A 24,359-nucleotide genomic window follows, 5' to 3' on the forward strand; every position below is an offset into this window, starting at 1 on the left:
TATATATGTGGTCTTGATCTTTCTCTTCTTTGATTAATCATATGCGAATTTTTGCACTGACCTTATGCTTGATTCTTGGCTGGCTACAATTTGAACTGTGGTTTGGCAAAAACGGTATTTCAGATTTTCAAGCAGTGAACGCTGAAACGCAGGTTCAGCATCAAGTGAATAACAATCTTCAAGCTAGAAACAATGAAATGTTCGCAGAAATAGACGATTTACGCCAAGGCCTAGATGCTATCGAAGAACGTGCTAGGCATGAGCTAGGTATGATTAAAGAAGGTGAGACTTTCTATCGTATCGTTGGAGAGAATAATTAAATGACGTTAACCTCTTCACTCTCCATTGTGGCGGTGGTTCCTGCTGCGGGTGTCGGCAGTCGCATGCAGGCAGATCGTCCAAAGCAGTATCTTAAAATATCAGGAAAAACCATTCTTGAGCATACTGTTGAGAAGCTCTTAACTCACACATTAGTCGGCAAAGTTATTGTCGCCATCAGTGATGATGACCCATATTTTCCTCAACTCAGTTTGGCGAATAATCCAGAGGTGATAAGAGTCTCTGGAGGCAAGGAAAGAGCGGACTCTGTGCTATCAGCCCTTGATTACATCGAGAGTAATCAGTTAGCGCAGTGGGCAATGGTTCACGATGCGGCGAGACCTTGTGTTGACCTAAATGACATCGATAATCTGATTGAAGTAGCGGTTACCAATCAACTCGGTGGCATTCTTGCTACGCCAGTCAGAGATACGATGAAACGAGCGAATGCTCAACAAAATATCGACCACACCGTTGATAGGGAAGCATTGTGGCATGCATTAACACCACAACTTTTTAAAACTCAACCGCTTAGATATGCTTTGTCGCAAGCACTAGACCAAGGTGTCCCAATTACTGACGAAGCGTCTGCTATTGAATGGCTTGGGGAGAAGCCAGCTTTGGTTCATGGCCGAGCTGACAATATAAAAATAACTCAACCGGAAGATTTAGCGTTAGCCGAGTTTTATCTGACGAGAAATAAAGGATAACTCATGATTCGAATTGGCCACGGCTTTGATGTACATAAATTTGGTGGAGAAGGTCCCGTTGTTATTGGCGGTGTCGAGGTCCCCTATGAACAAGGGTTGATTGCTCATTCCGATGGTGATGTGGCTTTACATGCTTTATGTGATGCATTGCTTGGTGCGATTGCTGCTGGAGACATTGGTCGACACTTTCCAGATACGGATGACAAATGGAAAGGCGCCAACAGTCGAGATTTGCTGCGTGATGTGTACCGGAGAGTACGTCAACAAGGCTATATTTTAGGTAATGTGGATATTACGATTATTGCCCAAGCCCCTAAAATGGCGCCTTATATCGACGCTATGTGTCAAGTTATAGCCCAAGACCTTGAGACCGATTTGACTAATATTAATGTCAAGGCAACAACCACAGAACGCCTTGGTTTTACTGGGCGAAAAGAAGGCATCGCAACGGAAGCAGTTGTGTTGCTTGTTAAAGAATAACAAAGCTTATTGAACGTGGGGATGCGACAGCAATCCTTCGTTCAGTATGGAAAATACTATGTCTGATATTCTATCTTCATTGGCGTACTTAAATGGTAAGCCAACGTCTAAAGGTAAGCTAAAAGCCAAACCAGAACATTTCCAAGTTAATGAAGATCTTGGTTTTGAGTTTACTGGCAGTGGTGAGCATTTAATGGTGCGCATCCGTAAAAGCGGGGAAAACACCAGCTTTGTCGCTAACGAGTTGGCAAAGGTATGTGGTGTAAAATCTAAGGATGTCAGTTGGGCTGGTCTAAAAGATCGCCATGCTGTTACAGAGCAGTGGTTGAGCATTCATCTACCTAAAGGTGATACGCCTGACTTCTCTTCGTTCCTTGCTCAATATCCGAACATAGAGATATTGGCGACAGATAGACATAACAAGAAGTTACGTCCAGGCGATCTGGTTGGGAACCAATTTGTTATCACTCTCTCGGAAGTCACCGATGTCGCTGATGTTTTACAGCGCCTAGAAGCGGTGAGTAAAGTCGGTGTGCCAAATTATTTTGGTAGTCAGCGTTTTGGTAATCAAGGCAACAACCTTAGCGAGGCAAGACGCTGGGGACGTGAAAATGTTCGCACGCGCAACCAAAACAAACGCAGTCTGTACCTTTCTGCGGCTCGTTCATGGATTTTTAACCGCATTGTTTCTGAGCGGATTGAAAAAGGTCTATTCACGCAAGCTATCGATGGTGATTTGATCCTACAAGATAACGCATTACAAACCGTTGAACTTGACAGCTTAGATCAAGTCAATAGCCAGTTGATGCAAGGGGATGTTCAGCTTACAGCGGCTTTGGCCGGTGACAATGAACTGCCTACCAAGAATCAGGCTTTAACGCTTGAGCAACCTCATTTAGATGCGGAACCCGATCTGATGGCATTGATTCGTGGCAATAGAATGCGCCATGATCGTCGTGAAATTGGCTTGATGCCTCAAGATCTGAGTTGGGAAGTCGAGGGAGATAATGTAACGCTAACCTTCTCTCTGGACGCTGGTTGTTTCGCGACAGCGATTATTCGAGAACTCATTGAAGAGATCGAAGTGGAGCGCCAATACCAATGAGCGATAGACGTCTGAGAATATTGATCAGTAACGATGATGGCGTGCATGCGGAAGGCATTCATACTCTGGCAGATGCGCTACGCGATATGGCAGAGGTGACGATTGTTGCCCCTGACCGTAACCGTTCAGGAGCTTCCAACTCTCTGACGTTAGAGCAGCCTTTGCGAGTGAATCAAATAGCTCCACAGGTCTATTCTGTGCAAGGTACGCCGACGGATTGTGTTCATTTTGCTCTCAACGAATTGATGAAAGATCAACTGCCTGATCTTGTTTTAACGGGCATTAATCATGGTGCGAACCTTGGTGATGATGTGCTCTATTCAGGCACGGTTGCGGCAGCGATGGAAGGTCATTTTCTTGGTGTTCAAGCCATTGCTTTCTCTTTAGTTGGCAAACATCATTTTGGAACTGCCGCCAATATTGCGCGTCAAATGGTTGCTCAGCATGCTCGATCACCGATCCCAACGAACCGTTTACTGAATGTTAATGTTCCTGATGTGAAGCCTGAACAGCTGAAAGGCACTGTGGTGACTCGACTTGGTGCGCGCCATCACGCAGAAGCAATGATTAAGCAGAAAGATCCGCGTGGTCATGATATTTATTGGCTTGGTCCTCCAGGCAAAGAACAAGATGCGGGTGAAGGTACCGACTTTTTTGCCATTGAACGCGGTTACGTGTCCATCACTCCGCTTCAAGTCGATCTTACGGCCCATGAGTCTCTTGCGAGTATGGATAATTGGTTAAAGGATAAGTAACAATGGTCAATCCACATGCTGACAGATTAATCGACTTTCTTGTCGCGAGTGGCATACAAGATAAAAAGGTACTTGATGCTATTTATCGCCTTCCTAGAGAGCAATTTGTCTCTCAAGCGATGATGCACCAAGCCTATGATAATAACGCGTTGCCTATTGGTCAGGGACAGACAATTTCACAGCCCTACATTGTCGCTAAAATGACAGAAATGTTAGAGCTAAGCAGAGACAGTCGTGTTCTTGAGATAGGAACGGGGTCGGGTTATCAGACTGCGGTGTTAGCGCAGCTTGTCGATCATGTTTACTCTATCGAACGTATTAAAGCATTGCAGTGGGAAGCGAAAAGGCGCCTTAAACAGTTAGATATATATAATGTATCGACTAAGCATGGCGATGGTTGGCAAGGCTGGCCAGCCAAGGGACCGTTTGATGCCATTATCGTCACAGCGGCAGCCGAATCGGTGCCCTCTGCATTACTAGAGCAACTGAATAATAAAGGTATTATGGTTATCCCGGTTGGAACAGAAGAGCAGCAACTGTTAAAGATCACTCGCCAAGATGATCAATTCAGTTCAGAGATCATTGAGATGGTGCGTTTTGTTCCTCTAGTCGCGGGTGACCTTGCATAGTAATGAAGTGTTGTATCGTCTTACTTCTCATTCTTGGATTAAGCAGTATGTTATTTGGATGTGCTGCTCATTCGCCTGCACCAGTATCTGGTCTTCAAAAAGACTATGGCTCTGTTTCTCGTGGCAGTTATCGAGGCAGTTACTATCAGGTAGAAAAAGGCGACACGCTATATTTCATTGCTTATGTTACTGATAAGGATGTTAATGAGATAATTAGCTACAACTCATTAAAAGCGCCTTACACGATTTACCCCGGTCAGAAGCTTAAGCTATGGCAACCTGCATACAATGCTCCAGCCTATGGTGGCACAGGTGCTGGAGCTGCAATCGCGGTTGCAGCAGTACCGTCGAAACCACAAACGAGTACAGTGTCGAGTAAAAACTCGAATCAAAAGGTTACTCCAAGTAGTACAAAAAACAATCAAGCACAGGTTAAAAAAGATCCTCCTAAGAAGGTTGATCAATCGAAATCAAAGGAGTATGTTGGTTCTAACGACAAACAAAAAGTGACCAATACAGCCAGTAAATCAACTTCAAACAACAACAAAATTTCCAAGTGGTTATGGCCAACAAAAGGGAGAGTAATCAAAAACTTCTCTGCTGGAGATCAAGGGAACAAAGGTATTGATATCGCAGGACAGCGTGGTCAATCTATCGTATCAACAGCAGGTGGCACCGTCGTTTATTCAGGCAATGCGCTACGCGGTTACGGTAATCTCGTGATTATTAAACATAACGACAATTACCTCAGTGCATATGCACATAATGATCGGTTGCTAGTACACGAAGGACAGAGTGTAAAAGCAGGCCAAAAGATTGCAACAATGGGCAGCTCCGGAGCCAGTAGTGTTCGTTTGCACTTTGAAATTCGCTATCAAGGTAAGTCAGTCAATCCAAAACGCTACTTACCATAAAATTTACTGTTTAGAGTAAAATAGCGACATTAGACGTAGTAATGTCTTGCTAGCTCGCCAGGGGGAGGCGCTATGAGTATCAGCAATGCAGCAACGAAAGTCGAACCATTCGAAGTTAGTGACGAAACGATGGATACGTTTCAAACTACCGAATCCACCAAATTAGATTTAACTGAGGACGTCAAAGAAGAGTTTGATGCATCAAGCAAAAGTTTGGATGCGACACAGCTTTACTTAGGCGAAATTGGCTTTTCTCCACTACTCACAGCAGAAGAAGAAGTTCTATACGCGAGGCGCGCTCTTCGTGGCGATGAGGCCGCACGTAAACGCATGATAGAAAGTAATCTGCGTCTAGTTGTAAAAATTTCCCGACGTTACAGCAATCGTGGCCTTGCTCTATTAGATCTTATCGAAGAGGGCAATCTTGGTTTGATCCGAGCGGTTGAGAAATTTGATCCAGAACGTGGATTTAGATTCTCTACTTATGCGACTTGGTGGATCCGCCAAACCATTGAACGTGCTTTGATGAATCAAACTCGCACTATCCGTTTACCTATCCATGTTGTTAAAGAGCTAAACATCTATCTGCGCACAGCGCGTGAACTATCACAGAAACTCGATCACGAACCAACCGCTGAAGAGATTGCAACACAACTCGATAAGCCAGTTGATGATGTCAGTAAGATGCTGCGTTTGAATGAGCGTATAAGCTCGGTTGATACACCGATCGGTGGGGATGGCGAAAAAGCCTTGCTGGATATCATTCCGGATGTCAATAACTCAGATCCAGAGGTCTCCACGCAGGATGACGATATTAGAGATTCTCTGATTCATTGGTTAGACGAACTTAACCCTAAGCAGAAAGAAGTGTTAGCCCGTCGCTTTGGCCTACTTGGCTATGAGCCTTCAACGCTCGAAGAAGTAGGACGTGAGATCAATCTAACTCGCGAGCGAGTGCGCCAAATTCAGGTAGAAGGCCTACGTCGATTAAGAGAAATTCTTATCAAGCAAGGTCTGAATATGGAAAACTTATTCAGTGTTACTGAAGACTAACGTTTTCCTCTGAGTATTAAAAAGCCTTGGTCAGTCCAAGGCTTTTTTGATCTTGAATGTGGTTCAATGAAATCGATTTATTTCGACTTCAGTTTTGGAAAGACTTTTACCTGCTTGATGCGGTTCTCTTCCAACTCGACGATCTCCATCGGGTGTCCAGATACTTGCACGCTGAGGTGACTTTCTGGGATATCTTCTAAATGCTCAAGGATTAGGCCGTTCAAGGTTCTAGGTCCATCAGTTGGTAGAGACCACTTCAGTCCTTTATTGATATCTCGGATATTGGCGCTGCCCTCAATCAGGAAGCTACCATCACCTTGTGGGCTGATCTCATCAGACAGACTTGGTGCAATAGAGGTGGTAAATTCCCCTACGATCTCTTCAAGAATGTCTTCTAAGGTAATCAAGCCGATAATATCGCCATATTCGTCGACAATTAAACCGATGCGCTCTTTATTGCGTTGGAACTTGAGTAATTGGACATTGAGAGGCGTACTTTCTGGAATAAAGTAGACTTCATCCGCCGCACGCAAAAGTGTCTCTTTCGTCGACTCATTTTTTTCCAACATCAGGCGGTAAGACTCACGTAAACGTAACATACCCACCACTTCATCTATCTTATCGCGATATAGAACAACTCGACCATGCGGAGAGTGGGTTAACTGACGTACGATAGATTTCCAGTCATCGTTGATATCAATACCGGTAATCTCATTGCGAGGTACCATAATGTCGTTAACGGTGACATGCTCTAGGTCGAGAATCGATATCAGCATGTCTTGGTGGCGGCGAGGGATTAAACTGCCGGCTTCATTTACAACGGTTCTTAATTCTTCAGAGCTCAGCGGGTCTTCGGCACCGTGGTTTGCCTTTATGCCAAGTAAGCGGATAAAACCATTGGTGATAAAATTGACCAGTAAAACAAGAGGTGACAGCACCTTCATTAGAATCGTGAGCAAGATACTACTAGCGTAAGAAACCTTTTCAGGATACAGAGCAGCAAGGGTTTTCGGGGTCACTTCTGCGAAGACGAGTATGACTAGGGTGAGGGCACCGGTCGCAATAGCGACGCCTAAATCCCCAAATAAACGCATACCGAGAATAGTGGCAATCGCTGAGGCAAGAATATTTACTAGGTTATTGCCGATTAAGATTAAACCAATCAGTCGATCAGGGCGATCAAGCAGTTTTTCTACGCGTTTAGCACCTTTATGACCATGGTTGGCAAGGTGTTTGAGTCGGTAGCGGTTTAGAGACATCATCCCTGTCTCTGAACCTGAAAAATATCCTGAAATAACAATAAGACACGCGAGTAGCGCAAATAAGATACCCGTTGATATGTCGTCCAAAGCTTATCTTTTCCTTGTTATGTTTGGTTAATTTATGACCTAATTTGTCAGTGAAGTCAATTTCAAAAAAAGAACTGAACATTGTAAAAGAAAGGTGCATCAGATGCACCTTTCTTAATCAACTAGTTCAAGATTATCTCGCGAACAAAGCGACTGCCAAAATAGGCAAGGGTCAGTAAGGTTGCGCCAGCGACGGCAAACCATGTAACTTTACGACCACGCCAACCTTTACGATAGTGGCCCCATAGAAGCACTGAGTAAACAATCCAAGCAATGAAGGAAAGAATGCCCTTGTGTGCTTTACCTTGTGCGAACATATCCTGCACGAAGACAAAACCGGTTAGAAGTGTTCCGGTGAGTAACAGGTTTCCGATCAAAATGATATTAAAGAGCTGTCTCTCCACCATAAGTAAAGGTGGCAGATTTGGATTAATCGCCAACGCTTTCTTCGCTTTTAATTTATGATCAAGCCAAGCTAATTGCAGAGCGTACAGTGCACCAATGGTCAAGGTTGAATAGGAGAACAAAGCGAACGAGATATGTATCAGCAGCTTTGGATCTTGTTCAAGATGAGTAATGAAGGTGCTTGGTAGATAAGCGGCAGCAATAAGATTAATCGCAGCAAAGCTGTAGACGACTGGCAATAAAAACCACAGGCGAGTTTTGAGCATCGCTCCGCTCATCACCAGCGATACGATAAAACTGATTAGTGAGGCGACATTTAGAATACTAAGATTCTGCCCCGAACTACCTAAAATGAGATCGCTAAGCAGCCAAGCATGAAATGCCAACGCAACAAATGCACTGACAAAGACAGTTTTGACACGGATGCCTGTTTGGTGAACAAGGCCCGGGACTATAGTTGCAATCGCTAATAGATAGAGTATTGCAGCAACAACGGCGATTAGGTTGTCCATTATTCTCTATAAGCTGGTGGATTTTTAACAAATTATACCCTGCATCAACGGCTTGAGCTATGACTTATCTCGTTCATTTGCGTGACTTGAGAGGTCAAAACTCATCTAGGCAGTGTCAAGCATGGGTTGGCTAAGGTATACTCATAGTAATTTGTCGCCATTTTAAAGGGCGAAGCTCCTTGCAAACCGTCTAGGTAAAGAGACTAAGATGTTTGATAATTTAACGGATCGCTTATCCAAAACGCTGAAAAATATCAGCGGTAAAGGTCGCCTGACCGAAGATAATATTAAAGATACGTTGCGCGAAGTGCGAATGGCACTTCTTGAAGCGGACGTTGCATTGCCTGTTGTACGTGATTTTATTAAACGCGTTAAAGAAGCAGCCGTTGGTGTAGAAGTGTCGAAATCGCTCACTCCTGGCCAAGAGTTCATTAAGATTGTTCAAAATGAACTTGAAGGTGTCATGGGTGAGTCAAATGAAGCGCTAAACTTAGCGGCTCAACCACCTGCTGTTATCTTAATGGCAGGTTTGCAGGGTGCGGGTAAAACCACATCGGTAGGTAAACTTTCTAAGCTACTGACAGAAAGAGACAAGAAGAAAGTCTTGGTTGTTTCTGCCGACGTATACCGTCCAGCGGCAATTAAGCAGCTAGAAACCCTTGCTGCTGATGTTGGTGTTGATTTCTTCCCATCTTCTGCTGACCAGAAGCCGATTGACATTGCCAATGCTGCAATTGATCACGCAAAGAAAAAGTTCTACGACGTTCTTGTTGTCGATACTGCGGGTCGATTGGCAGTAGATGAGCTAATGATGGCGGAGATTAAAGACCTCCACTCTGCGATTAATCCTGTAGAAACCCTATTCGTTGTTGATGCCATGACGGGTCAAGACGCGGCGAATACGGCCAAAGCATTTGGTGATGCATTGCCTCTGACGGGTGTCATCCTGACAAAAGTTGATGGTGATGCGCGTGGCGGTGCGGCCCTCTCTGTTCGTCATATTACAGGTAAGCCAATCAAATTCTTAGGTGTCGGTGAAAAAACCGATGCACTAGAACCGTTCCATCCTGATCGTGTTGCTTCTCGTATTTTGGGTATGGGCGATGTACTGTCTTTGATTGAAGACCTGCAGCGCAACGTAGATACAGAAAAGGCCGAAAAGCTCGCTAAGAAGTTTAAAGAGAAAAAAGGTTTTGATCTCGAAGACTTCCGTGAACAGTTAGGTCAAATGCAAAACATGGGCGGTATGATGGGAATGATGGATAAGTTGCCAGGTATGAGCAACTTACCAGACAACATCAAAGATAAAGTTGATGACAAGATGTTCAAACAGATGGAAGCGATCATCAACTCTATGACGATGAAAGAGCGTCAACGCCCAGAATTGATTAAAGGCTCACGTAAAAAGCGCATCGCAGCGGGTTCAGGTACTCAGGTACAAGACGTTAACCGCTTGCTGAAACAGTTCACCCAGATGCAGAAGATGATGAAGAAAATGCAAAAAGGTGGCATGAAGGGCATGATGCGTAACATGCAAGGCATGATGGGTGGCATGGGCGGAATGGGGGGCGGTGGCTTCAACCCATTTGGTCGCTAAACTTAGTCAGCAACAATATTTCAAGGTGTTAGCTGTGTCACAAACTTAGAACTCGTTTTATGTTGGTGAAAAAGTAGCTAAAGACCTTGCATTGCTCCGGAATAAGAGTAAAATTCCGGAGCTTTATTTTGGCACGAGCCCCAAACTATTTAGAGATAAATGGTTTCTGGGGTTAATTTTATTTTTGAGAAAGCAAAGAGGACGACATGGTAACCATTCGTTTGGCACGTCACGGCGCTAAAAAGCGTCCATTTTATCAAATCGTAGTAGCGGACAGCCGCAATGCAGCAACTGGCCGTTTCATCGAGAAAGTTGGTTTCTTCAACCCAACAGCTCAAGGTCAAGAAGAAGGTCTACGTCTAGACCTAGATCGCGTTAACCACTGGGTTGGTCAAGGCGCATCTCTATCTGACCGCGTAGCTAAGCTAGTTAAAGACGCTCAAAAAGCGGCTTAATTCTTTTTAGAAGTAGAAATTAGCTTATGTCGATGAAAGGTAAAGAAACAATGAGTGACGAAAAGATTGTTGTAGGCAAGTTTGGTGCTACTTACGGCATTCGTGGTTGGCTCAAGGTTTTTTCCTACACAGACAATACCGAAAGCATATTTGATTACACTCCTTGGTTTATCAAGCAAGGTGAAAAGTGGGTCGAGTACAAAGTAGAAAGCTGGAAGCGCCATAACAAAGGTTTGGTGGTAAAGCTGGAAGGTCTTGATGTACGTGAAGACGCGCAACTGATGACTAACTTTGAAATCTCTATTGACCCTGCTGTATTACCAGAATTGCCATCAGACGAGTTCTATTGGCGTGATTTGATTGGTATGCAAGTAGTAACCGATAAAGGTTACGATCTAGGCATTGTCTCTGACATGCTAGAAACTGGCTCCAACGATGTTTTGGTGATTAAAGCAAATCTAAAAGATGCTTTTGGGCAAAAGGAACGACTAATTCCGTTCCTTGAAGAGCAAGTGATCAAACATATTGATCGCGAAGCTCAACGGATCGAAGTTGACTGGGATCCTGGATTCTAACTCCAAGTAACGGAGCGATTGAACAATGTGGGTTGGCGTAATTAGCCTATTTCCTGAGATGTTCCGCAGCGTTACTGATTACGGAGTAACAGGTCAAGCGGTTAAAAAAGGTCTTTTGTCGATTGAGACATGGAATCCTCGTGATTTCACGCACGACAAACATCGCACTGTCGATGACAGACCTTATGGTGGTGGTCCTGGTATGCTTATGATGGTTCAGCCTTTGCGCGATGCTATCCACGCAGCCAAACAGGCATCACCAGGTAAGACGAAGGTAATCTACCTGTCACCTCAAGGTCGAAAACTTGACCAAAAAGGTGTCGAAGAGCTGGCAACAAACGAGAACTTGCTTCTGATTTGTGGTCGCTACGAAGGGGTAGATGAGCGTGTCATTCAATCTGAAGTCGACGAAGAATGGTCGATTGGTGATTTTGTGATGACGGGTGGTGAAATACCAGCCATGACGCTAATTGATTCAGTCTCTCGGTTTGTTCCGGGTGTGCTTGGAGATTTTGCGTCAGCGGAAGAAGACTCTTTCGCAAATGGTTTGTTAGATTGCCCTCACTATACGCGGCCTGAGGTTCTAGATGGTAAAGAAGTGCCAGCGGTACTCAAATCTGGAAACCATAGGGATATTCGTCGCTGGCGACTAAAACAGTCGTTAGGCCGCACTTGGTTAAGAAGACCAGAGCTCCTGGAAAACCTAGCTCTGACTGACGAACAGGAACAATTACTAGCCGAGTTCATTTCTGAATCTCGAACTTAGTAACCTATTAAATTTAGTATCAGTTTATTCTAGGAATATTGAAAATGAGTAACATCATCAAAGCTCTTGAAGAAGAGCAAATGAAAAAAGACCTACCTAACTACGCACCTGGTGACACAGTTGTTGTTCAAGTTAAGGTAAAAGAAGGTGAGCGTGAGCGTCTACAGGCTTTCGAAGGCGTTGTAATCGCAATCCGTAACCGTGGTCTACACTCTGCATTCACAGTACGTAAGATTTCTAACGGTGAAGGTGTAGAGCGTACGTTCCAAACACACTCTCCAATGGTTGATAGCATTGAAGTTAAACGCCGCGGTGCAGTACGTCGTGCCAAACTGTACTACCTACGTGAGCGTTCTGGTAAGTCAGCTCGTATCAAAGAGAAACTTGCTAAGAAGTAATGCTATAACTAGCGTTCTCATATTAAACGGAGCCCATATGGCTCCGTTTTTTTATTTTAGGCACTATGCTGGTGGCATTTCACGATAGCGTCGGCGTCGGTACTCATTTACTGGCGTAAACTCCGTTCCTCCTTCTTGCTCTCGTAAAATTCTCCTGCGCATATCGCTATAAAATATAGAAAGATAGGCAAGAAAAAAGCCGATGTTTTCACATCAGCTCTTCAATGTTTAGTATTTTCGCTACTCGCTACTCGCTACTCGCTACTCGCTACTCGCTACTCGCTACTTAATATTGGTCTTCCGACCAACCGTCAGCATCTGACATATCCGGTGCGCCGGGAATCGTATTTTCTTCGTCAGCCCACTCGCCAAAATCAATCATTTGGCACTGTTTACTGCAAAATGGACGGTAAGGGCTTTGCTCTCCCCAAATAACGTCGGTGCCACATTGAGGGCAGGGTACGGTAGTAATTTTTGACATGATGGTTCTCTAAATACCCAAAAATAGTATTGAAGTAGTATAACGCGTTAACTAGTGATTGTGTTTAGCAACAAACGGCAAGTTGAAATTCAACGTTCGCGATGGAAGCTTGGCCTGTTTTGAATTCAATAAATTTAATCGCAAAACGGTTCTTATGGCCCGAAATCATAGGATAGACGCCGAAATGCATTGGTATTTCAAGGCGTAAGATATTGGCTTCGTCAGCGTCACTTTGGTAGAAACCAGAGTTAGCATGTATGGTTCTAAAATGGCCAGCTTCTCGGGTTAGTTTTAGCCACTGATTCAGTGCTTTTGCTAGGGGTTGAAGGGTACTCAACCACTGATGAGCATCAGTTTTTTTCTGCTCAAGTGGTAGGTGTAGCCAATGATGGAGAGCCGGAAGATCAAAGCAGCATGAGCCGCCAGGAAGATTAAACCTTTGGCGTATGGCGCTAAGAAAGCGATCTTCTTTGAGACTTTGTCCAAAACGCTCGGCGGCCATCAGTTCACTGTGAACGCTATCAACTTCGTTCAGAACTTCTCGCAGCATCTCTTGATCGACGCCTTCGACATTTAACCAAGAACGGTAAGCGAGGCGCTGCTTTTCGATGTCTTTAGCCAACTCACTTTTCAACTGAATCTGTTCAAAGATTTCCAGTAAGTCAAACAGTGAACGGTAGAAGATCAGATGCTGCATATTATCGCTGAACTGAGCGGCAATATTTAGTTGGTTGAGTAAAGCCTCAACCCTCAAATATATACGGGTTTTCTCGTTCAGTGGATGTTCAAAATAATGCGTTGTCATTAATCGGCAGCTCTGGATTCTTCATCCTTTATTCTCACAGATTTACCCTACATATTTCTAGAAACTTTTTATGTAATTCTGTGATTTGATACAAAAGTTTTTGGTTTTTTGTATTATTTTTAATCACGTAATCGGCGATAGCGAGTCGCTGTTCGCGTGTCGCTTGAGAGGCAAGAATTGCTTTGGCTTGCTCGATGTCTACGTGATCACGTTTAACCGTACGCTGAATTTGAGTTTCTGGGTCGACATCCACCACAATCACCTTATCAGCTAAGGTTTGCAGGTTATTTTCTACCATCAATGGAATGACAAGCAGTGCGTATTCAGAGCGGACATTTGCAAGATCGTTTAGCATCTTATGTCTGATCATTGGATGGAGTAGGTTGTTAAGCCACTCCTTGTGAGTGGGATCGGCAAAGATAATTTCTCTCAGCTTAGCACGATTTAACGCACCATCTGATTGAATAACTTCAGGTCCAAAATGTTGCGCAATCTGCTGTAATCCATCACTACCTGGCTCTACGACCTGACGAGCGACGATATCTGCATCAACAATTTCAATTCCAAATTCTTGGTGGAAAATATTTGCGACGGTTGTTTTTCCACTCGCGATGCCGCCAGTGAGCCCGATGACGAGTGTCATATTAAATTCCTAGAAAATTGCTCAGATACCAATCCAAAATGTTATTTCCCCACATCATACAAATCCAGCCTGCGATAGCTAGGTACGGGCCAAATGGAAATGCTTTGTCGATACCTTGTTGCTTCAGTCGGAGTTGGATTAAACCAAAAATGAGTCCTACGCCAGAAGATAGCAGTATAACCATTGGCAGATATTGCCATCCCAGCCAAGCCCCCAGCGCCGCAAGAAGTTTGAAGTCACCATACCCCATGCCTTCTTTGCCAGTTATCAATTTGAATAACCAATAAACAGACCATAAAGATAGGTAACCAGCTATCGCGCCTATAATTGAATCTTGCAGTGATACAGGGCTAATGTGGAGCAGAGAGAGTAGGATACCGGCCCAAGTCAAAGGTAGGGTGAGTTGATCGGGAAGCAGCATGGTATCGAGATCAATGAATGTGGCTGCAATCAGAACAAAGGTGAAGAAAATTAGGGCAATCGTGAAATAGCTGAAGCCAAGTTGATAGGCAACCAAGAATGAGAGCGCAGCACTGAGCAGCTCCACCAATGGATAACGTGCACTAATTTTCGCATGACATTGATGACATTGACCTTTGAGTATCAGCCAACTGACGATAGGAATATTATCAACGAAACGAATCGGCGTTTGACACTTTGGGCAGCTCGAGCGTGGTACGCTCAGATTGTAAGTCCCCTGTGGTGGCTCGATATTGTACTCAGGAAAGCTTTCAGCACATTCATGACGCCATTCCCGTTCCATAATGAGCGGCAGGCGATGAATAACCACGTTGAGAAAGCTACCAATGATCAGACCAAACACTGTCGCCAAAGTAGGGAAAAGCCAAGGATTGAAGTCAAAAATGTCCATATAGGAGTCAACTGTCCAATTTCACACATATATCCTGAGTATACTACCCTAAGACATTCATTAAGTTAAAGATTGGTAGGTACATTGCCACAACTAGCCCTCCGACTGTCGAGCCAAGGAAAATGATGATAAGTGGCTCTAGCGTTTTGCCAAGGGTGTCAATACTACTTTCTACGCTTGCCTCGTATATATCCGCTATTTTGTTGAGCATATCATCCAATTTTCCTGCTTCTTCACCAATCATGACCATTTGTAAAACCATTTCTGGAAATGCTTCACACTGTCTCATCGCGACATACATCGGCATACCCGATGCAGTGTTTGTCGTGACACGCTCCAGTGCTTTTTGATAGTAGAGATTTCCCGCTGTTCGCGCCGCCGTTTCCAAACATAAAAGAATAGGTAGGCCAGCGCTAAAGCTTGTCGCCATTGTGCGGCTAAATCTAGCGATGGCGGCTTGTCCTAGTACTTTGCCAAGGATAGGTGTAGCGAGTAGCCATTGATTCCATAGTAAGGTGAAGCGCGTAGAGCGCTTATTAACAGACTTGAAAGCCAGACAGATTAGAAAGAAGAGTAGCAAGATCACCCAGAGATAATCTTGGCTGAGCGAAGATATGTGCAGTACCTGCTTAGTTAACCAAGGAAGGTCGGCTCCGAAGCCAGCATATATAGATTCAAACTGAGGGATAACCAGTGTCAGCATTAAGTAACAGACGATTAGAGCGGTTAGTACTACCATGCTTGGGTATATTAATGCTTTAACCACATTGGATTTGAGTTGATCGGATTTTTCTCTATGGCTGGCCAATCGCTCAAATACGTCAGTGAGTTTGCCGGTCTGCTCTCCAGTTACCACTAAATCGCGATACATAGGATCAAAATGAACGCTGGTCATCCCCAGTGCCTGAGACAGAGGAACGCCGACTTCAATTGTTGCGGAAAGTTTCATGAGTATCGATTTCATTTCTCCTTTGTTCTGGTTCGTTGCGACCAATTTAAGGACTGAGATAATCGGCATGCCAGTGGAGAGCATAGTCGCGATTTGACGGGTCACAATCGTAATATCTTTCGCTTTTACTTGCTGAGTGAAGCGTTCGACCATGGATAATGGACGTACGGTTATTTGAATCTCGTTTATATGATTCAGCTTGAGTTCACGTCTTACCTCGAAGTCACTATAGGCAAAACTACGTCCCGTAACTCTTGACCCAGAGTGGTTGATGCCTTTCCAGATAAAGGCTTTTATTTGAGGTCGGTGTTTAAGCGTCATCATTTCTCCACGTTATAAATAGAGCACACGTTGAAGTTCTTGGTAGCTTGTGATTCCGCAGAGCAGCTTTTCCACACCCGCTTGTTTCAGAGTCATCATGCCTTGTTCTCTGGCAAGGTTTTCAATTTCTTGACTGCTTCTCTCAGCACCGACCGCATTAAGTAAAGTCTCGTTGAATGCCATCAACTCATAGAGTCCTACTCTGCCAGAATAACCGTTAGTGCATTCACTGCATCCCTGCTCGTGAGCTTGGTAGAGAGTGGCGTCGTCTGGTAGTTCAAACTGTTTTCTTATAGACGCTGACGGATTGAGGTGTTGTTTGCAGTGAGGGCATAGACGGCGAGCGAGGCGTTGTGCAATCACCAGACTCAGCGATGAAGAAAGATTATAAGATTCAATCCCCATATTTTTTAATCGAGAAACGGCTTCGGAAGCGGAATTGGTATGAAGCGTGGTTAATACCAGATGGCCCGTTTGAGCGGCCTTAACGGCAATTTCTGCTGTCTCACGATCTCGTATTTCACCCACCATAATAATATCTGGGTCTTGGCGCAGAAATGCTCTAAGAGTTTTAGAAAAGTCGAGACCGATATGCGGTTGAATCTGAACTTGGTTAATACCCGTTAGGTTGATCTCTACCGGGTCTTCTGCTGTGGAGATATTAATCTGGGGGGTATTGAGAATTTTTAAGCCAGTATACAGGGAGGCACTTTTCCCGCTTCCTGTCGGTCCTGTAACCACAATGAGTCCTTGAGGTTTGTTGAGGGCTTGAAGATAGATCTGCTTTTGATGAGGCGTATATCCCAGTGAATCAAGGTCGAGGGTCGTAGAACGACTATCTAGCAGACGAACCACAATTTTTTCTCCCCATAATGTCGGTAAGCTAGACACTCGGATATCTATTGCTGCTTGTTGGCTTAGCTTCAGTTTTATCCTGCCATCTTGCGGAAGCCGTCGCTCCGCAATATCGAGCTTGGCAAGTATTTTGAGTCGGGTGGTGAGTCGTCGGCTTAAATGATGAGGTGGCTGCTGACTTTCTACCAGTAGCCCATCACAACGCATACGGACACGATATGATTGTTCATAGGGCTCGAAATGAATATCTGAAGCGGTTTTCCTGACCGCATCTAAAAGGATCTGATTGATATAGCGACTTACAGGCGCGTCATCTTGGCTAAGATCTTCAACCGATGCCATTTCCTCCTGAGTAATGTCAACCAATGAAGCCAGTTCCTGCTCATTAATGTCCCGTCCAAAATTAGCGTGCAGAGTGACGTCTGCTTTTCCATAAACGCGCCGTATAGCGCCTTGAAGTTGTTGGAAGTCGGCTAACACGAGATCTATTTGAAATCCGGTAGCAAAACGAAACTCCTCTTCAATTTCACTATGTGTAATATCGGTGACGGCGACCGTTAGAACTTGTCCAATTTGCTCAATTGGTAACGCAGAAAATCGTGTGATGAGTTCCCTTAAGCCTAGCGTGTTACACAACTTCGCATATTCAAATTGTTCGAGGTTGGTTTCTGGCTGCTCGAAAAGCTGGGAGAGCACTTTAGTTAGCTGACCAGAGCTCAATAACTTCAATGATATCAAAGCTTCGGGTACCGACTGACCAGAAGCTTTGATGTGATTAAGTAGTAAGGATTCTTGTTGGTGATTAAGAATACTTGCTTGTCTTAATATTGAAGGCAATGTGGTTAGCATTAGTTTTTAGGGCACCAGTTATCCGCAGTACCATCAATCGATGTGCATACAACACTCCATATCACTCCCCCAGAAGACACTTCAGGGATTAAGTCCACCATATCACCATTTTTTAACCTACCTTTTGTTTTTGAGGGATTGATTGACGCTCGCACTCTCTGTCGCCCGCTTGTTGCGTCGGTAATTGACGCGACTGAAAAGTCGCCAAGATCTTGTGCTAAAGGAACGTCGCCATTACCAGAGGTGCAATTGGGCTCCCCTCGGATGAGACAAATGGAAACCGCAGTCTTGATGGTCATGGATGCATTGAGCATTTCACTGGCATGAGCGCGGGTTACGTAGTTTTGATAACTGGGGATCGCTAATGTTGCAAGTACCGCCACAATCGCAACAACGACCATCAATTCGATTAAGGTAAAGCCTTTATTCTTTTGCTTCGTTGCCATCTTTCTCATCTCTAGTTTTTTGGGGTGTGGCAAAAGAATACGAGGGAGAGAATGGATAAGGTATGTAGCAGTGAGTTGTTCTGGACAAGAAGAGAGCAAAATAATCCTTTTTTGCACATAAGTGTCAGAAGGATTTGACGTTGTGGGAAAAAAATAGAGGCTTGAAGGCCTCTATTGTGATCAGTTAGTGCTGATGTTTTTATTTAAAGCGCATGGAAAGATCCATCGCCTTGATATGTTTAGTTAATGCTCCAACAGAGATGTAATCCACACCCGTTTCCGCGTACTCACGTAGAGTCTCTAAAGTGACGTTACCGGAGTTTTCTAGTGCGGCACGACCGGCATTAATCTTAACGGCTTCGCGCATCATATCGGTTGTGAAATTATCCAACATAATGATGTCTGCACCTGCTTCAATCGCTTCTTGTAGCTCAGCAAGACTTTCTGTTTCAACCTCGACAGGTTTACCTGGATTTAGCTCTTTCGCCGTTTTGATTGTTTGCGTGATACCACCGTTGGCGATGATGTGGTTCTCTTTAATCAAGTAGGCGTCGAAAACTCCGATGCGGTGGTTGAAGCCACCACCACAAGCGACCGCATATTTTAGTGCGCTGCGTAGACCTGGAATGGTTTTTCGGGTATCAAGTAAACGACAGCCAGTACCTTCCAGCTTTTCAGCATATTGAGCGGTGGTAGTTGCACAGCCAGAAAGTGTTTGGATGAAATTCATCGCGTTACGTTCACCTGTAAGTAGCGCGCGCGAAGGACCTGAAAGAGTACAAAGAACCTGATTTGGCTCTACTTTGTCACCATCTTCGACATTCCATTCGATGGTGACTTCGCCACCTAGCTGCTTAAACACTTCATCAGCCCAAGCTTTGCCACAGAAGACACCGTGTTCGCGGGTGATAATGGTTGCTTCGTTGTGGGCATCTGCGGGAATTAGACTTGCGGTAATATCAGCAGCAGGGTCAAGTGTGCCACCAAGATCTTCTTTGATGGTATCCGCGACTGCTCGGGAGATCTCTAGGGGAAGTTGTTGTTTCAAATATTCGAGACGTTCTTGGCTATTGTGTGTGTTTTTCATCGCAAATCTAATACGCAGTTGGACAAGAGGTGGGCATGATACGCTGACTGAGAGTGAAATTCAGCCATTAATCTCGCATTTCATGGTCAAACAGATAAAATCGTGAGGACTGATAATATGACGAGCAGCAAAATGATTGATGAGCAGGGTTGGTACAGTAAAGCGCGACGAGTTGAATCTCCATTCTTCGATCAAAGAAGCGAGCCTCAAGACATCTCTTTGCTGGTGGTACATAACATCAGCCTCCCGCCTGGGCAGTTCGGTGGTCCTTATATTGAGCAGTTTTTTACTGGCAAGTTGGATCCTGAGCAGCACCCATTCTTTAAGGTCATCCATCAAATGGGGGTTTCGGCGCACTGCTTAATTCGTCGTGATGGTGAGGTCGTACAGTTTGTTCCATTTACAGCTAGAGCTTGGCATGCGGGAAAGTCGAGCTTTGCTGGGCGTGAAAAGTGTAACGATTATTCGATAGGCATTGAGCTAGAAGGCAGTGACTTTGTCGCCTACACCGATGCGCAATATCAAGCATTGACTGAACTAACTCAGCAGATTCAGCACGAGTATCCTTTAATCACACTTCCGCGCATCACAGGACATCAGTATATAGCGCCACTGCGTAAGACAGACCCTGGGCTAGTGTTTGATTGGACTAGGTTTAGGAACGGACTGCGTTCTATGGATAGCTACAGCGTCTCTTGATATTCAACCAGAATTTGCTCAACCCAAGTAGCGATACGTTCATCACTTAACTCATATTGTGAGTCTTCATCTAGTGCAAGGCCGACAAAATGGCTTTTGTCTTCGGTGAGAGCTTTCGAAGCTTCAAACTGATAGTTTTCATCGTTTGGCCAATATCCAACGACGTTAGCCCCCGCTTTTTTCACTTCATCGTGCAGAAAGCCCATGGCATCTAAATACCATTCGCCGTAACCTTCTTGATCGCCCAGACCAAACAGAGCAACGGTTTTTCCTGTCAGTGGCAGGCTCTCTATTTGATCCCAAAGTTCGTTCCAGTCTTCTTGGATTTCGCCAAAATCCCATGTTGAAATCCCCAAAATCAGAAAATCATAGTCAGCCATTAAAGACAGAGACGCTTGTTTAACATTGTGAATATCAATAAGGTCTTCACCAATAATGGCACGGATCTTCTCTGCTGCCATTTCGGTATAACAAGTGGTTGAGCCGTAAAATAGACCGATTTTCATAGTATTCTTTTCTGTATTGGAGAATTGATGGTGAATTCTAAACACAAAATGGCGAGCTTTGCAGCGAATATCCGTCGGTAGGATGAATTTTTATAGCTTTATTACTCTTAGGAACTTACATTTGAGCGCATAACGAAATAAAGAGGTTTGCTGTGTCTGAACAAATGTCACCTGATCAAGGAATAGTTGAGCAGTTTTTAGATTCAATGTGGATGGAGAGAGGGTTGTCAGAAAACACTTTAGATTCATACCGTAATGATCTGGTAAAACTATTGAAGTGGATGGCAGCAAACAACTATCGTCTCGATTTTATCAGCCTCTCTGGACTTCAAGACTATCAGTCTTGGCTCGCTGACTCAGGCTATAAACAAACCTCGCGAGCAAGAATGCTATCAGCGATTCGTCGTCTTTTTCAGTATCTACACCGAGAAAAAATTCGCGGTGATGATCCCAGTGCACTACTCATCAGTCCCAAACTGCCAAAACGATTACCCAAAGACTTAAGTGAAGAACAAGTTGAAGCACTTCTCAATGCGCCAGATCCCAATGATGCAATGGAGTTACGTGACAAAGCGATGCTTGAGTTATTGTACGCTACTGGATTGCGTGTCACTGAACTCGTCAGTCTGACAATGGAAAACATCAGTCTGCGACAAGGGGTGGTAAGAATCACAGGTAAAGGTGGCAAGGAACGTTTAGTTCCGCTGGGTGAAAATGCTATCGAGTGGATTGAAACTTTTTTGCAGCAAGGTAGGTCTGAATTACTTGGAGAAACAACTTCGGATGTCGTTTTCCCGAGTAAGCGAGCTCGTCAAATGACGCGCCAGACATTTTGGCATCGAATCAAACACTATGCTGTGTTAGCCGGGATTGATACTGAGCAGCTTTCTCCCCATGTTTTACGACATGCTTTTGCGACACATTTGCTCAACTATGGTGCTGATCTGCGTGTCGTGCAGATGCTATTGGGGCATAGTGACTTGTCGACAACACAAATTTATACTCATGTAGCGACGGAGCGATTGAAGCAGCTGCATAGTGAACACCACCCAAGAGCATAGTGTCTCTTGGTTATAACATGATTGATTTAAGGTGAATTGAATGAGCGTATTACGCCGAATGACGTTACTGACATTACCATTTATTTTGGCTACTCAGACCGTTTCTGCCGCTGAAGTTAAGTTTGACAAGGAACAGCTTGAGCAGCGTTTTGCCAAGCTTGGTCTTGAAGTCAAAGATGTGGTTCCTGCTGAAGTTGAAGGTTTGGTTGAAGTTCAAACCAGTGGTGGTGTTTTATTTGCAACGCCATCGGGTGATTACTTTTTAGCGGGTACCTTGTATAAGCTGGATGCAGAAGGTCAATATGAAGATGTTCTTGCTAAGCGTCAGGCGCCCCTAAATGCGGCGAAGATTGAAGCATTCAAAGACAGTATGATTGAGTTCAAGGCGGATAACGAGAAGTATGTTGTAACCGTATTTACTGATATTACTTGCGGTTACTGTGTTCGCCTGCACAACCAGATGAAGGGTTACAACGAACTTGGTATTACTGTTCGCTACATGGCATACCCTCGCCAAGGTGCGACGGGTTCTGTTGCTGATCAAATGGCGGCAATCTGGGGCGCAAAAGATCCTCAGTCAGCGATGCATAACGGAAAAGTGAATCGTGAGTTTCCTGAGCAAGGCGAGGACTATGCGAAATACCAGCAAATCATCAAGCAGCACTTTGCACTGGGACGTGAGTTAGGTATTAGCGGTACACCAGCGATTTTCCTTCCAAATGGTGAAATGGTCGGAGGGTATCTTCCTCCTGCACAGTTACTCCAACGTCTTCAACAAACTCAATGATTTGAAAAGAGCCTCTAATTAGAGGCTCTAATATTTATTATGATAGAAATTCAACGCAGACCTGAAGCTGATTTAAGTTTACTTCCTGACTCCATCGCTCCTTTACTGAAGCGCATATACATATCCCGTGGTATCCGTAGCATCGAACAGTTGGAAACCACCGCCCGCGGATTACATTCGTATCAAAAGTTACATGGGATAGATAAAGCGGTTGAGTTGCTGTTTAACGCATTGCAAGCCAACAAACGCATCATTGTTGTTGGTGATTTTGATGCCGATGGCGCTACCAGTTCCGCGTTATCTGTACTGGCGTTGCGTATGCTTGGCTCAAGCAATGTTGATTACTTGGTACCAAACCGGTTTGAAGATGGCTACGGCCTCAGCCCTGAAGTGGTCGACCAAGCGATTGAGCTTGGTGCAGAGGTCATCATGACGGTCGATAACGGCGTATCATCGATTGAAGGTGTTCGCTATGCGAAGCAACAAGGTCTACAGGTTCTCGTCACTGATCACCATCTTCCGGGTCATCAGTTGCCTGAGGTTGACGCAATGGTCAATCCTAATTTGCAGGAGTGCGCTTTTCCCTCTAAAGCTTTGGCGGGCGTTGGTGTTGCCTTCTACTTGATGATGGCGCTGTGTGTACATATGCGCAAAAATGGTTGGTTTACCCAACAAGGAATGGCTGAACCGAAGCTGATGGAACTGATTGATTTAGTGGCATTAGGCACGGTTGCCGATGTGGTGCCACTGGATGAAAATAACCGAATCTTAGTTCATCAAGGTTTGCAGCGGATTCGTGCAGGTAAAGCGCGACCAGGTATTCAAGCCTTAATCGAGGTAGCCAAGCGTGATGCTCGTCGGCTGGTTGCGTCTGACTTCGGCTTCGCCCTAGGGCCGCGCATCAATGCGGCTGGACGTTTGGATGACATGTCGTTTGGCGTTGAGTTGCTGTTGAGTAACAATATTCATGCTGCTCGTCGTATGGCGAGTGAACTGGATGGTCTGAATCAGACACGAAAAGAGATCGAAGAAGGCATGAAACAGGAAGCGATGGCTTTCTGTGAGCGTCTGCAATTCGGTGAAACTGATATGCCACATGGTTTGGTGTTGTTTCAAAGAGACTGGCATCAGGGCGTGATCGGTATTCTGGCCTCACGTATCAAAGAAAAGTTTCACCGTCCGGTCATCGCGTTTGCTGATGGAGGTGAGGGGACGATAAAGGGATCTTGTCGCTCAATTCCCGGTTTGCACATGAGAGATGTATTGGATCGCATTGATACCCAGAATCCTGGAATGATCATTAAGTTTGGTGGCCATGCAATGGCGGCAGGTTTAACCATCGAGGAAAAAAACTTTGCACGTTTCTCTCAGTTATTCGATGAGGCGGTAAAACAGGACTTAGATGATGCAGCGCTCAAAGGTGTGATTTTATCCGATGGCGAATTGGCGCCAGAGGAGTTCTCAATGCATATTGCTGAAATGTTGCGCTCAGGTGGTCCTTGGGGGCAGGCGTTTCCCGAGCCTGTTTTTGATGGAGAGTTTAAAGTTTTGCATCAAAAGCTGGTGGGGGAAAAACACCTCAAACTAATGCTCGAGCCTTTGCATAAAGGCCATCCGACCAACATTCTGATCGATGGTATTGCCTTTAATGTCGACTTGCGTCGTTGGCCTGATGCATCAGTTAAAACGGTTCGCTTAGCTTATAAGCTCGATATCAATGAGTTTCGTGGTAATCAGTCGCTGCAGTTGATGATAGATCATATCGAGGCGAAGTAGGGCGAGACCGGACTTCGTGCTCCGAAAGGTGAGCGCTTCAACTGCTTAGTAAGCCTATAATACTGAGGTTTATGTTAAGGACTTATATCTCAAATGCAGAAAAAAGGTTGACGCTTTAACGTCAACCTTCCAAGATTTTCTCGCTTCTCGCTTCTCGCTTCTCGCTTCTCGCTTCTCGCTTCTCGCTTCTCGCTTCTCGCTT

At 44.7% G+C, this 24,359-nt stretch carries 28 protein-coding genes; 17 read left to right on the plus strand and 11 right to left on the minus strand.

What is annotated here, in order from left to right:
• The first annotated feature begins 41 nt into the window (after positions 1-41).
• The 8 genes from ftsB (at position 42) to rpoS (ending at position 5,964) form a co-directional block, all read left to right on the plus strand.
• Positions 42-320 carry a cell division protein FtsB gene (gene ftsB, locus ACQEXT_RS16310; RefSeq protein ID WP_138971402.1) on the plus strand — a complete coding sequence of 93 codons (279 nt, stop codon included), beginning with the start codon at positions 42-44 and terminating at the stop codon, positions 318-320.
• On the plus strand, positions 321-1,028 hold the full coding sequence (ispD, locus tag ACQEXT_RS16315) for a 2-C-methyl-D-erythritol 4-phosphate cytidylyltransferase (protein ID WP_426952953.1): 708 nt from the start codon (positions 321-323) through the stop codon (positions 1,026-1,028).
• 3 nt (positions 1,029-1,031) lie between these two features.
• Positions 1,032-1,508: a 2-C-methyl-D-erythritol 2,4-cyclodiphosphate synthase gene (ispF, locus tag ACQEXT_RS16320; protein WP_331416935.1), complete on the plus strand. Its 477-nt coding sequence runs from the start codon at positions 1,032-1,034 to the stop codon at positions 1,506-1,508.
• A gap of 58 nt (positions 1,509-1,566) precedes the next feature.
• Positions 1,567-2,613 (plus strand): tRNA pseudouridine(13) synthase TruD, encoded by a 1,047-nt coding sequence (gene truD, locus ACQEXT_RS16325; protein ID WP_426952954.1) that lies wholly within the window; start codon positions 1,567-1,569, stop codon positions 2,611-2,613.
• Positions 2,610-3,368 (plus strand): 5'/3'-nucleotidase SurE, encoded by a 759-nt coding sequence (gene surE, locus ACQEXT_RS16330; protein WP_331416932.1) that lies wholly within the window; start codon positions 2,610-2,612, stop codon positions 3,366-3,368. Before truD ends, surE begins: the two co-directional genes overlap by 4 nt.
• Positions 3,369-3,370: 2 nt before the next feature.
• Positions 3,371-3,997 carry a protein-L-isoaspartate(D-aspartate) O-methyltransferase gene (locus ACQEXT_RS16335; protein WP_138971397.1) on the plus strand — a complete coding sequence of 209 codons (627 nt, stop codon included), beginning with the start codon at positions 3,371-3,373 and terminating at the stop codon, positions 3,995-3,997.
• A 2-nt stretch (positions 3,998-3,999) separates the two neighbouring features.
• Positions 4,000-4,911: a murein hydrolase activator NlpD gene (nlpD, locus tag ACQEXT_RS16340; RefSeq protein ID WP_426952955.1), complete on the plus strand. Its 912-nt coding sequence runs from the start codon at positions 4,000-4,002 to the stop codon at positions 4,909-4,911.
• Between the two features lie 72 nt (positions 4,912-4,983).
• A complete protein-coding gene (rpoS, locus tag ACQEXT_RS16345; RefSeq protein ID WP_331416929.1) occupies positions 4,984-5,964 on the plus strand; it encodes an RNA polymerase sigma factor RpoS in 981 nt (326 codons plus the stop codon).
• Positions 5,965-6,041: 77 nt separating this feature from the next.
• Here the strand turns inward: rpoS and ACQEXT_RS16350 are convergent, their stop codons facing one another.
• Together ACQEXT_RS16350 and ACQEXT_RS16355 are read right to left on the minus strand one after the other, a co-directional pair.
• A complete protein-coding gene (locus tag ACQEXT_RS16350; RefSeq protein WP_138971395.1) occupies positions 6,042-7,313 on the minus strand; it encodes an HlyC/CorC family transporter in 1,272 nt (423 codons plus the stop codon).
• A gap of 122 nt (positions 7,314-7,435) precedes the next feature.
• On the minus strand, positions 7,436-8,230 hold the full coding sequence (locus ACQEXT_RS16355) for a cytochrome C assembly family protein (RefSeq protein ID WP_138971394.1): 795 nt from the start codon (positions 8,228-8,230) through the stop codon (positions 7,436-7,438).
• Between the two features lie 208 nt (positions 8,231-8,438).
• Between ACQEXT_RS16355 and ffh the strand changes: the two genes are divergently transcribed.
• From ffh to rplS, 5 genes are all read left to right on the plus strand, one after another.
• The gene (ffh, locus tag ACQEXT_RS16360; protein WP_269377480.1) at positions 8,439-9,827 is read left to right on the plus strand and encodes a signal recognition particle protein; all 1,389 of its coding nucleotides are present in this window, start codon (positions 8,439-8,441) and stop codon (positions 9,825-9,827) included.
• A gap of 206 nt (positions 9,828-10,033) precedes the next feature.
• A complete protein-coding gene (gene rpsP / locus ACQEXT_RS16365; protein WP_004410028.1) occupies positions 10,034-10,282 on the plus strand; it encodes a 30S ribosomal protein S16 in 249 nt (82 codons plus the stop codon).
• Between the two features lie 26 nt (positions 10,283-10,308).
• Positions 10,309-10,857 carry a ribosome maturation factor RimM gene (rimM, locus tag ACQEXT_RS16370; protein WP_138971392.1) on the plus strand — a complete coding sequence of 183 codons (549 nt, stop codon included), beginning with the start codon at positions 10,309-10,311 and terminating at the stop codon, positions 10,855-10,857.
• A gap of 25 nt (positions 10,858-10,882) precedes the next feature.
• Positions 10,883-11,623, plus strand: a complete 741-nt coding sequence (gene trmD / locus ACQEXT_RS16375; RefSeq protein WP_138971391.1) for a tRNA (guanosine(37)-N1)-methyltransferase TrmD — start codon at positions 10,883-10,885, stop codon at positions 11,621-11,623.
• Positions 11,624-11,667: 44 nt separating this feature from the next.
• Positions 11,668-12,021 carry a 50S ribosomal protein L19 gene (gene rplS, locus ACQEXT_RS16380; protein ID WP_138971390.1) on the plus strand — a complete coding sequence of 118 codons (354 nt, stop codon included), beginning with the start codon at positions 11,668-11,670 and terminating at the stop codon, positions 12,019-12,021.
• 286 nt (positions 12,022-12,307) lie between these two features.
• Here rplS and yacG read toward each other — a convergent pair whose 3' ends face one another.
• The 8 genes from yacG to nadC all read right to left on the minus strand — a co-directional run bounded on the left by yacG (position 12,308) and on the right by nadC (position 19,328).
• On the minus strand, positions 12,308-12,502 hold the full coding sequence (gene yacG / locus ACQEXT_RS16385; RefSeq protein WP_269377476.1) for a DNA gyrase inhibitor YacG: 195 nt from the start codon (positions 12,500-12,502) through the stop codon (positions 12,308-12,310).
• Between the two features lie 64 nt (positions 12,503-12,566).
• Positions 12,567-13,307 (minus strand): cell division protein ZapD, encoded by a 741-nt coding sequence (gene zapD / locus ACQEXT_RS16390; protein WP_331416923.1) that lies wholly within the window; start codon positions 13,305-13,307, stop codon positions 12,567-12,569.
• 34 nt (positions 13,308-13,341) lie between these two features.
• A complete protein-coding gene (coaE, locus tag ACQEXT_RS16395; RefSeq protein WP_426952956.1) occupies positions 13,342-13,950 on the minus strand; it encodes a dephospho-CoA kinase in 609 nt (202 codons plus the stop codon).
• Between the two features lies 1 nt (position 13,951).
• Positions 13,952-14,821 carry a prepilin peptidase gene (locus ACQEXT_RS16400; RefSeq protein ID WP_426952957.1) on the minus strand — a complete coding sequence of 290 codons (870 nt, stop codon included), beginning with the start codon at positions 14,819-14,821 and terminating at the stop codon, positions 13,952-13,954.
• A gap of 43 nt (positions 14,822-14,864) precedes the next feature.
• Positions 14,865-16,094, minus strand: coding sequence for a type II secretion system F family protein (locus tag ACQEXT_RS16405; RefSeq protein WP_426952958.1), 1,230 nt, complete (start codon positions 16,092-16,094; stop codon positions 14,865-14,867).
• Positions 16,095-16,103: 9 nt separating this feature from the next.
• Complete coding sequence (gene pilB, locus ACQEXT_RS16410; protein WP_426952959.1) at positions 16,104-17,795, minus strand: type IV-A pilus assembly ATPase PilB; 1,692 nt, start codon at positions 17,793-17,795, stop codon at positions 16,104-16,106.
• Positions 17,795-18,241 (minus strand): pilin, encoded by a 447-nt coding sequence (locus tag ACQEXT_RS16415; RefSeq protein ID WP_138971384.1) that lies wholly within the window; start codon positions 18,239-18,241, stop codon positions 17,795-17,797. The genes pilB and ACQEXT_RS16415 overlap by 1 nt, the downstream gene beginning before the upstream one ends.
• Before the next feature lie 199 nt (positions 18,242-18,440).
• Entirely contained in the window at positions 18,441-19,328 is an 888-nt protein-coding gene (nadC, locus tag ACQEXT_RS16420) for a carboxylating nicotinate-nucleotide diphosphorylase (RefSeq protein WP_138971383.1), read from the minus strand.
• Positions 19,329-19,460: 132 nt separating this feature from the next.
• On the opposite strand from nadC, the gene ampD reads away from it, so the two are divergent.
• Positions 19,461-20,027: a 1,6-anhydro-N-acetylmuramyl-L-alanine amidase AmpD gene (gene ampD, locus ACQEXT_RS16425; RefSeq protein WP_426952961.1), complete on the plus strand. Its 567-nt coding sequence runs from the start codon at positions 19,461-19,463 to the stop codon at positions 20,025-20,027.
• Here ampD and fldB read toward each other — a convergent pair.
• Positions 20,012-20,533, minus strand: coding sequence for a flavodoxin FldB (gene fldB, locus ACQEXT_RS16430; RefSeq protein WP_138971381.1), 522 nt, complete (start codon positions 20,531-20,533; stop codon positions 20,012-20,014). The two genes, ampD and fldB, sit on opposite strands and share 16 nt — an antisense overlap.
• A gap of 164 nt (positions 20,534-20,697) precedes the next feature.
• On the opposite strand from fldB, the gene xerD reads away from it, so the two are divergent.
• From xerD to recJ, 3 genes are read left to right on the plus strand one after another with little or no spacing between them, the layout of a single operon-like run.
• Positions 20,698-21,594 carry a site-specific tyrosine recombinase XerD gene (xerD, locus tag ACQEXT_RS16435; RefSeq protein ID WP_269377546.1) on the plus strand — a complete coding sequence of 299 codons (897 nt, stop codon included), beginning with the start codon at positions 20,698-20,700 and terminating at the stop codon, positions 21,592-21,594.
• 40 nt (positions 21,595-21,634) lie between these two features.
• Positions 21,635-22,381 (plus strand): thioredoxin fold domain-containing protein, encoded by a 747-nt coding sequence (locus ACQEXT_RS16440; RefSeq protein WP_426952960.1) that lies wholly within the window; start codon positions 21,635-21,637, stop codon positions 22,379-22,381.
• A 39-nt stretch (positions 22,382-22,420) separates the two neighbouring features.
• A complete protein-coding gene (recJ, locus tag ACQEXT_RS16445; protein WP_331416911.1) occupies positions 22,421-24,157 on the plus strand; it encodes a single-stranded-DNA-specific exonuclease RecJ in 1,737 nt (578 codons plus the stop codon).
• Positions 24,158-24,359 lie beyond the last annotated feature (202 nt).

This window comes from Vibrio sp. TRT 29B02, from assembly GCF_050113655.1.
Lineage (GTDB): Bacteria > Pseudomonadota > Gammaproteobacteria > Enterobacterales > Vibrionaceae > Vibrio.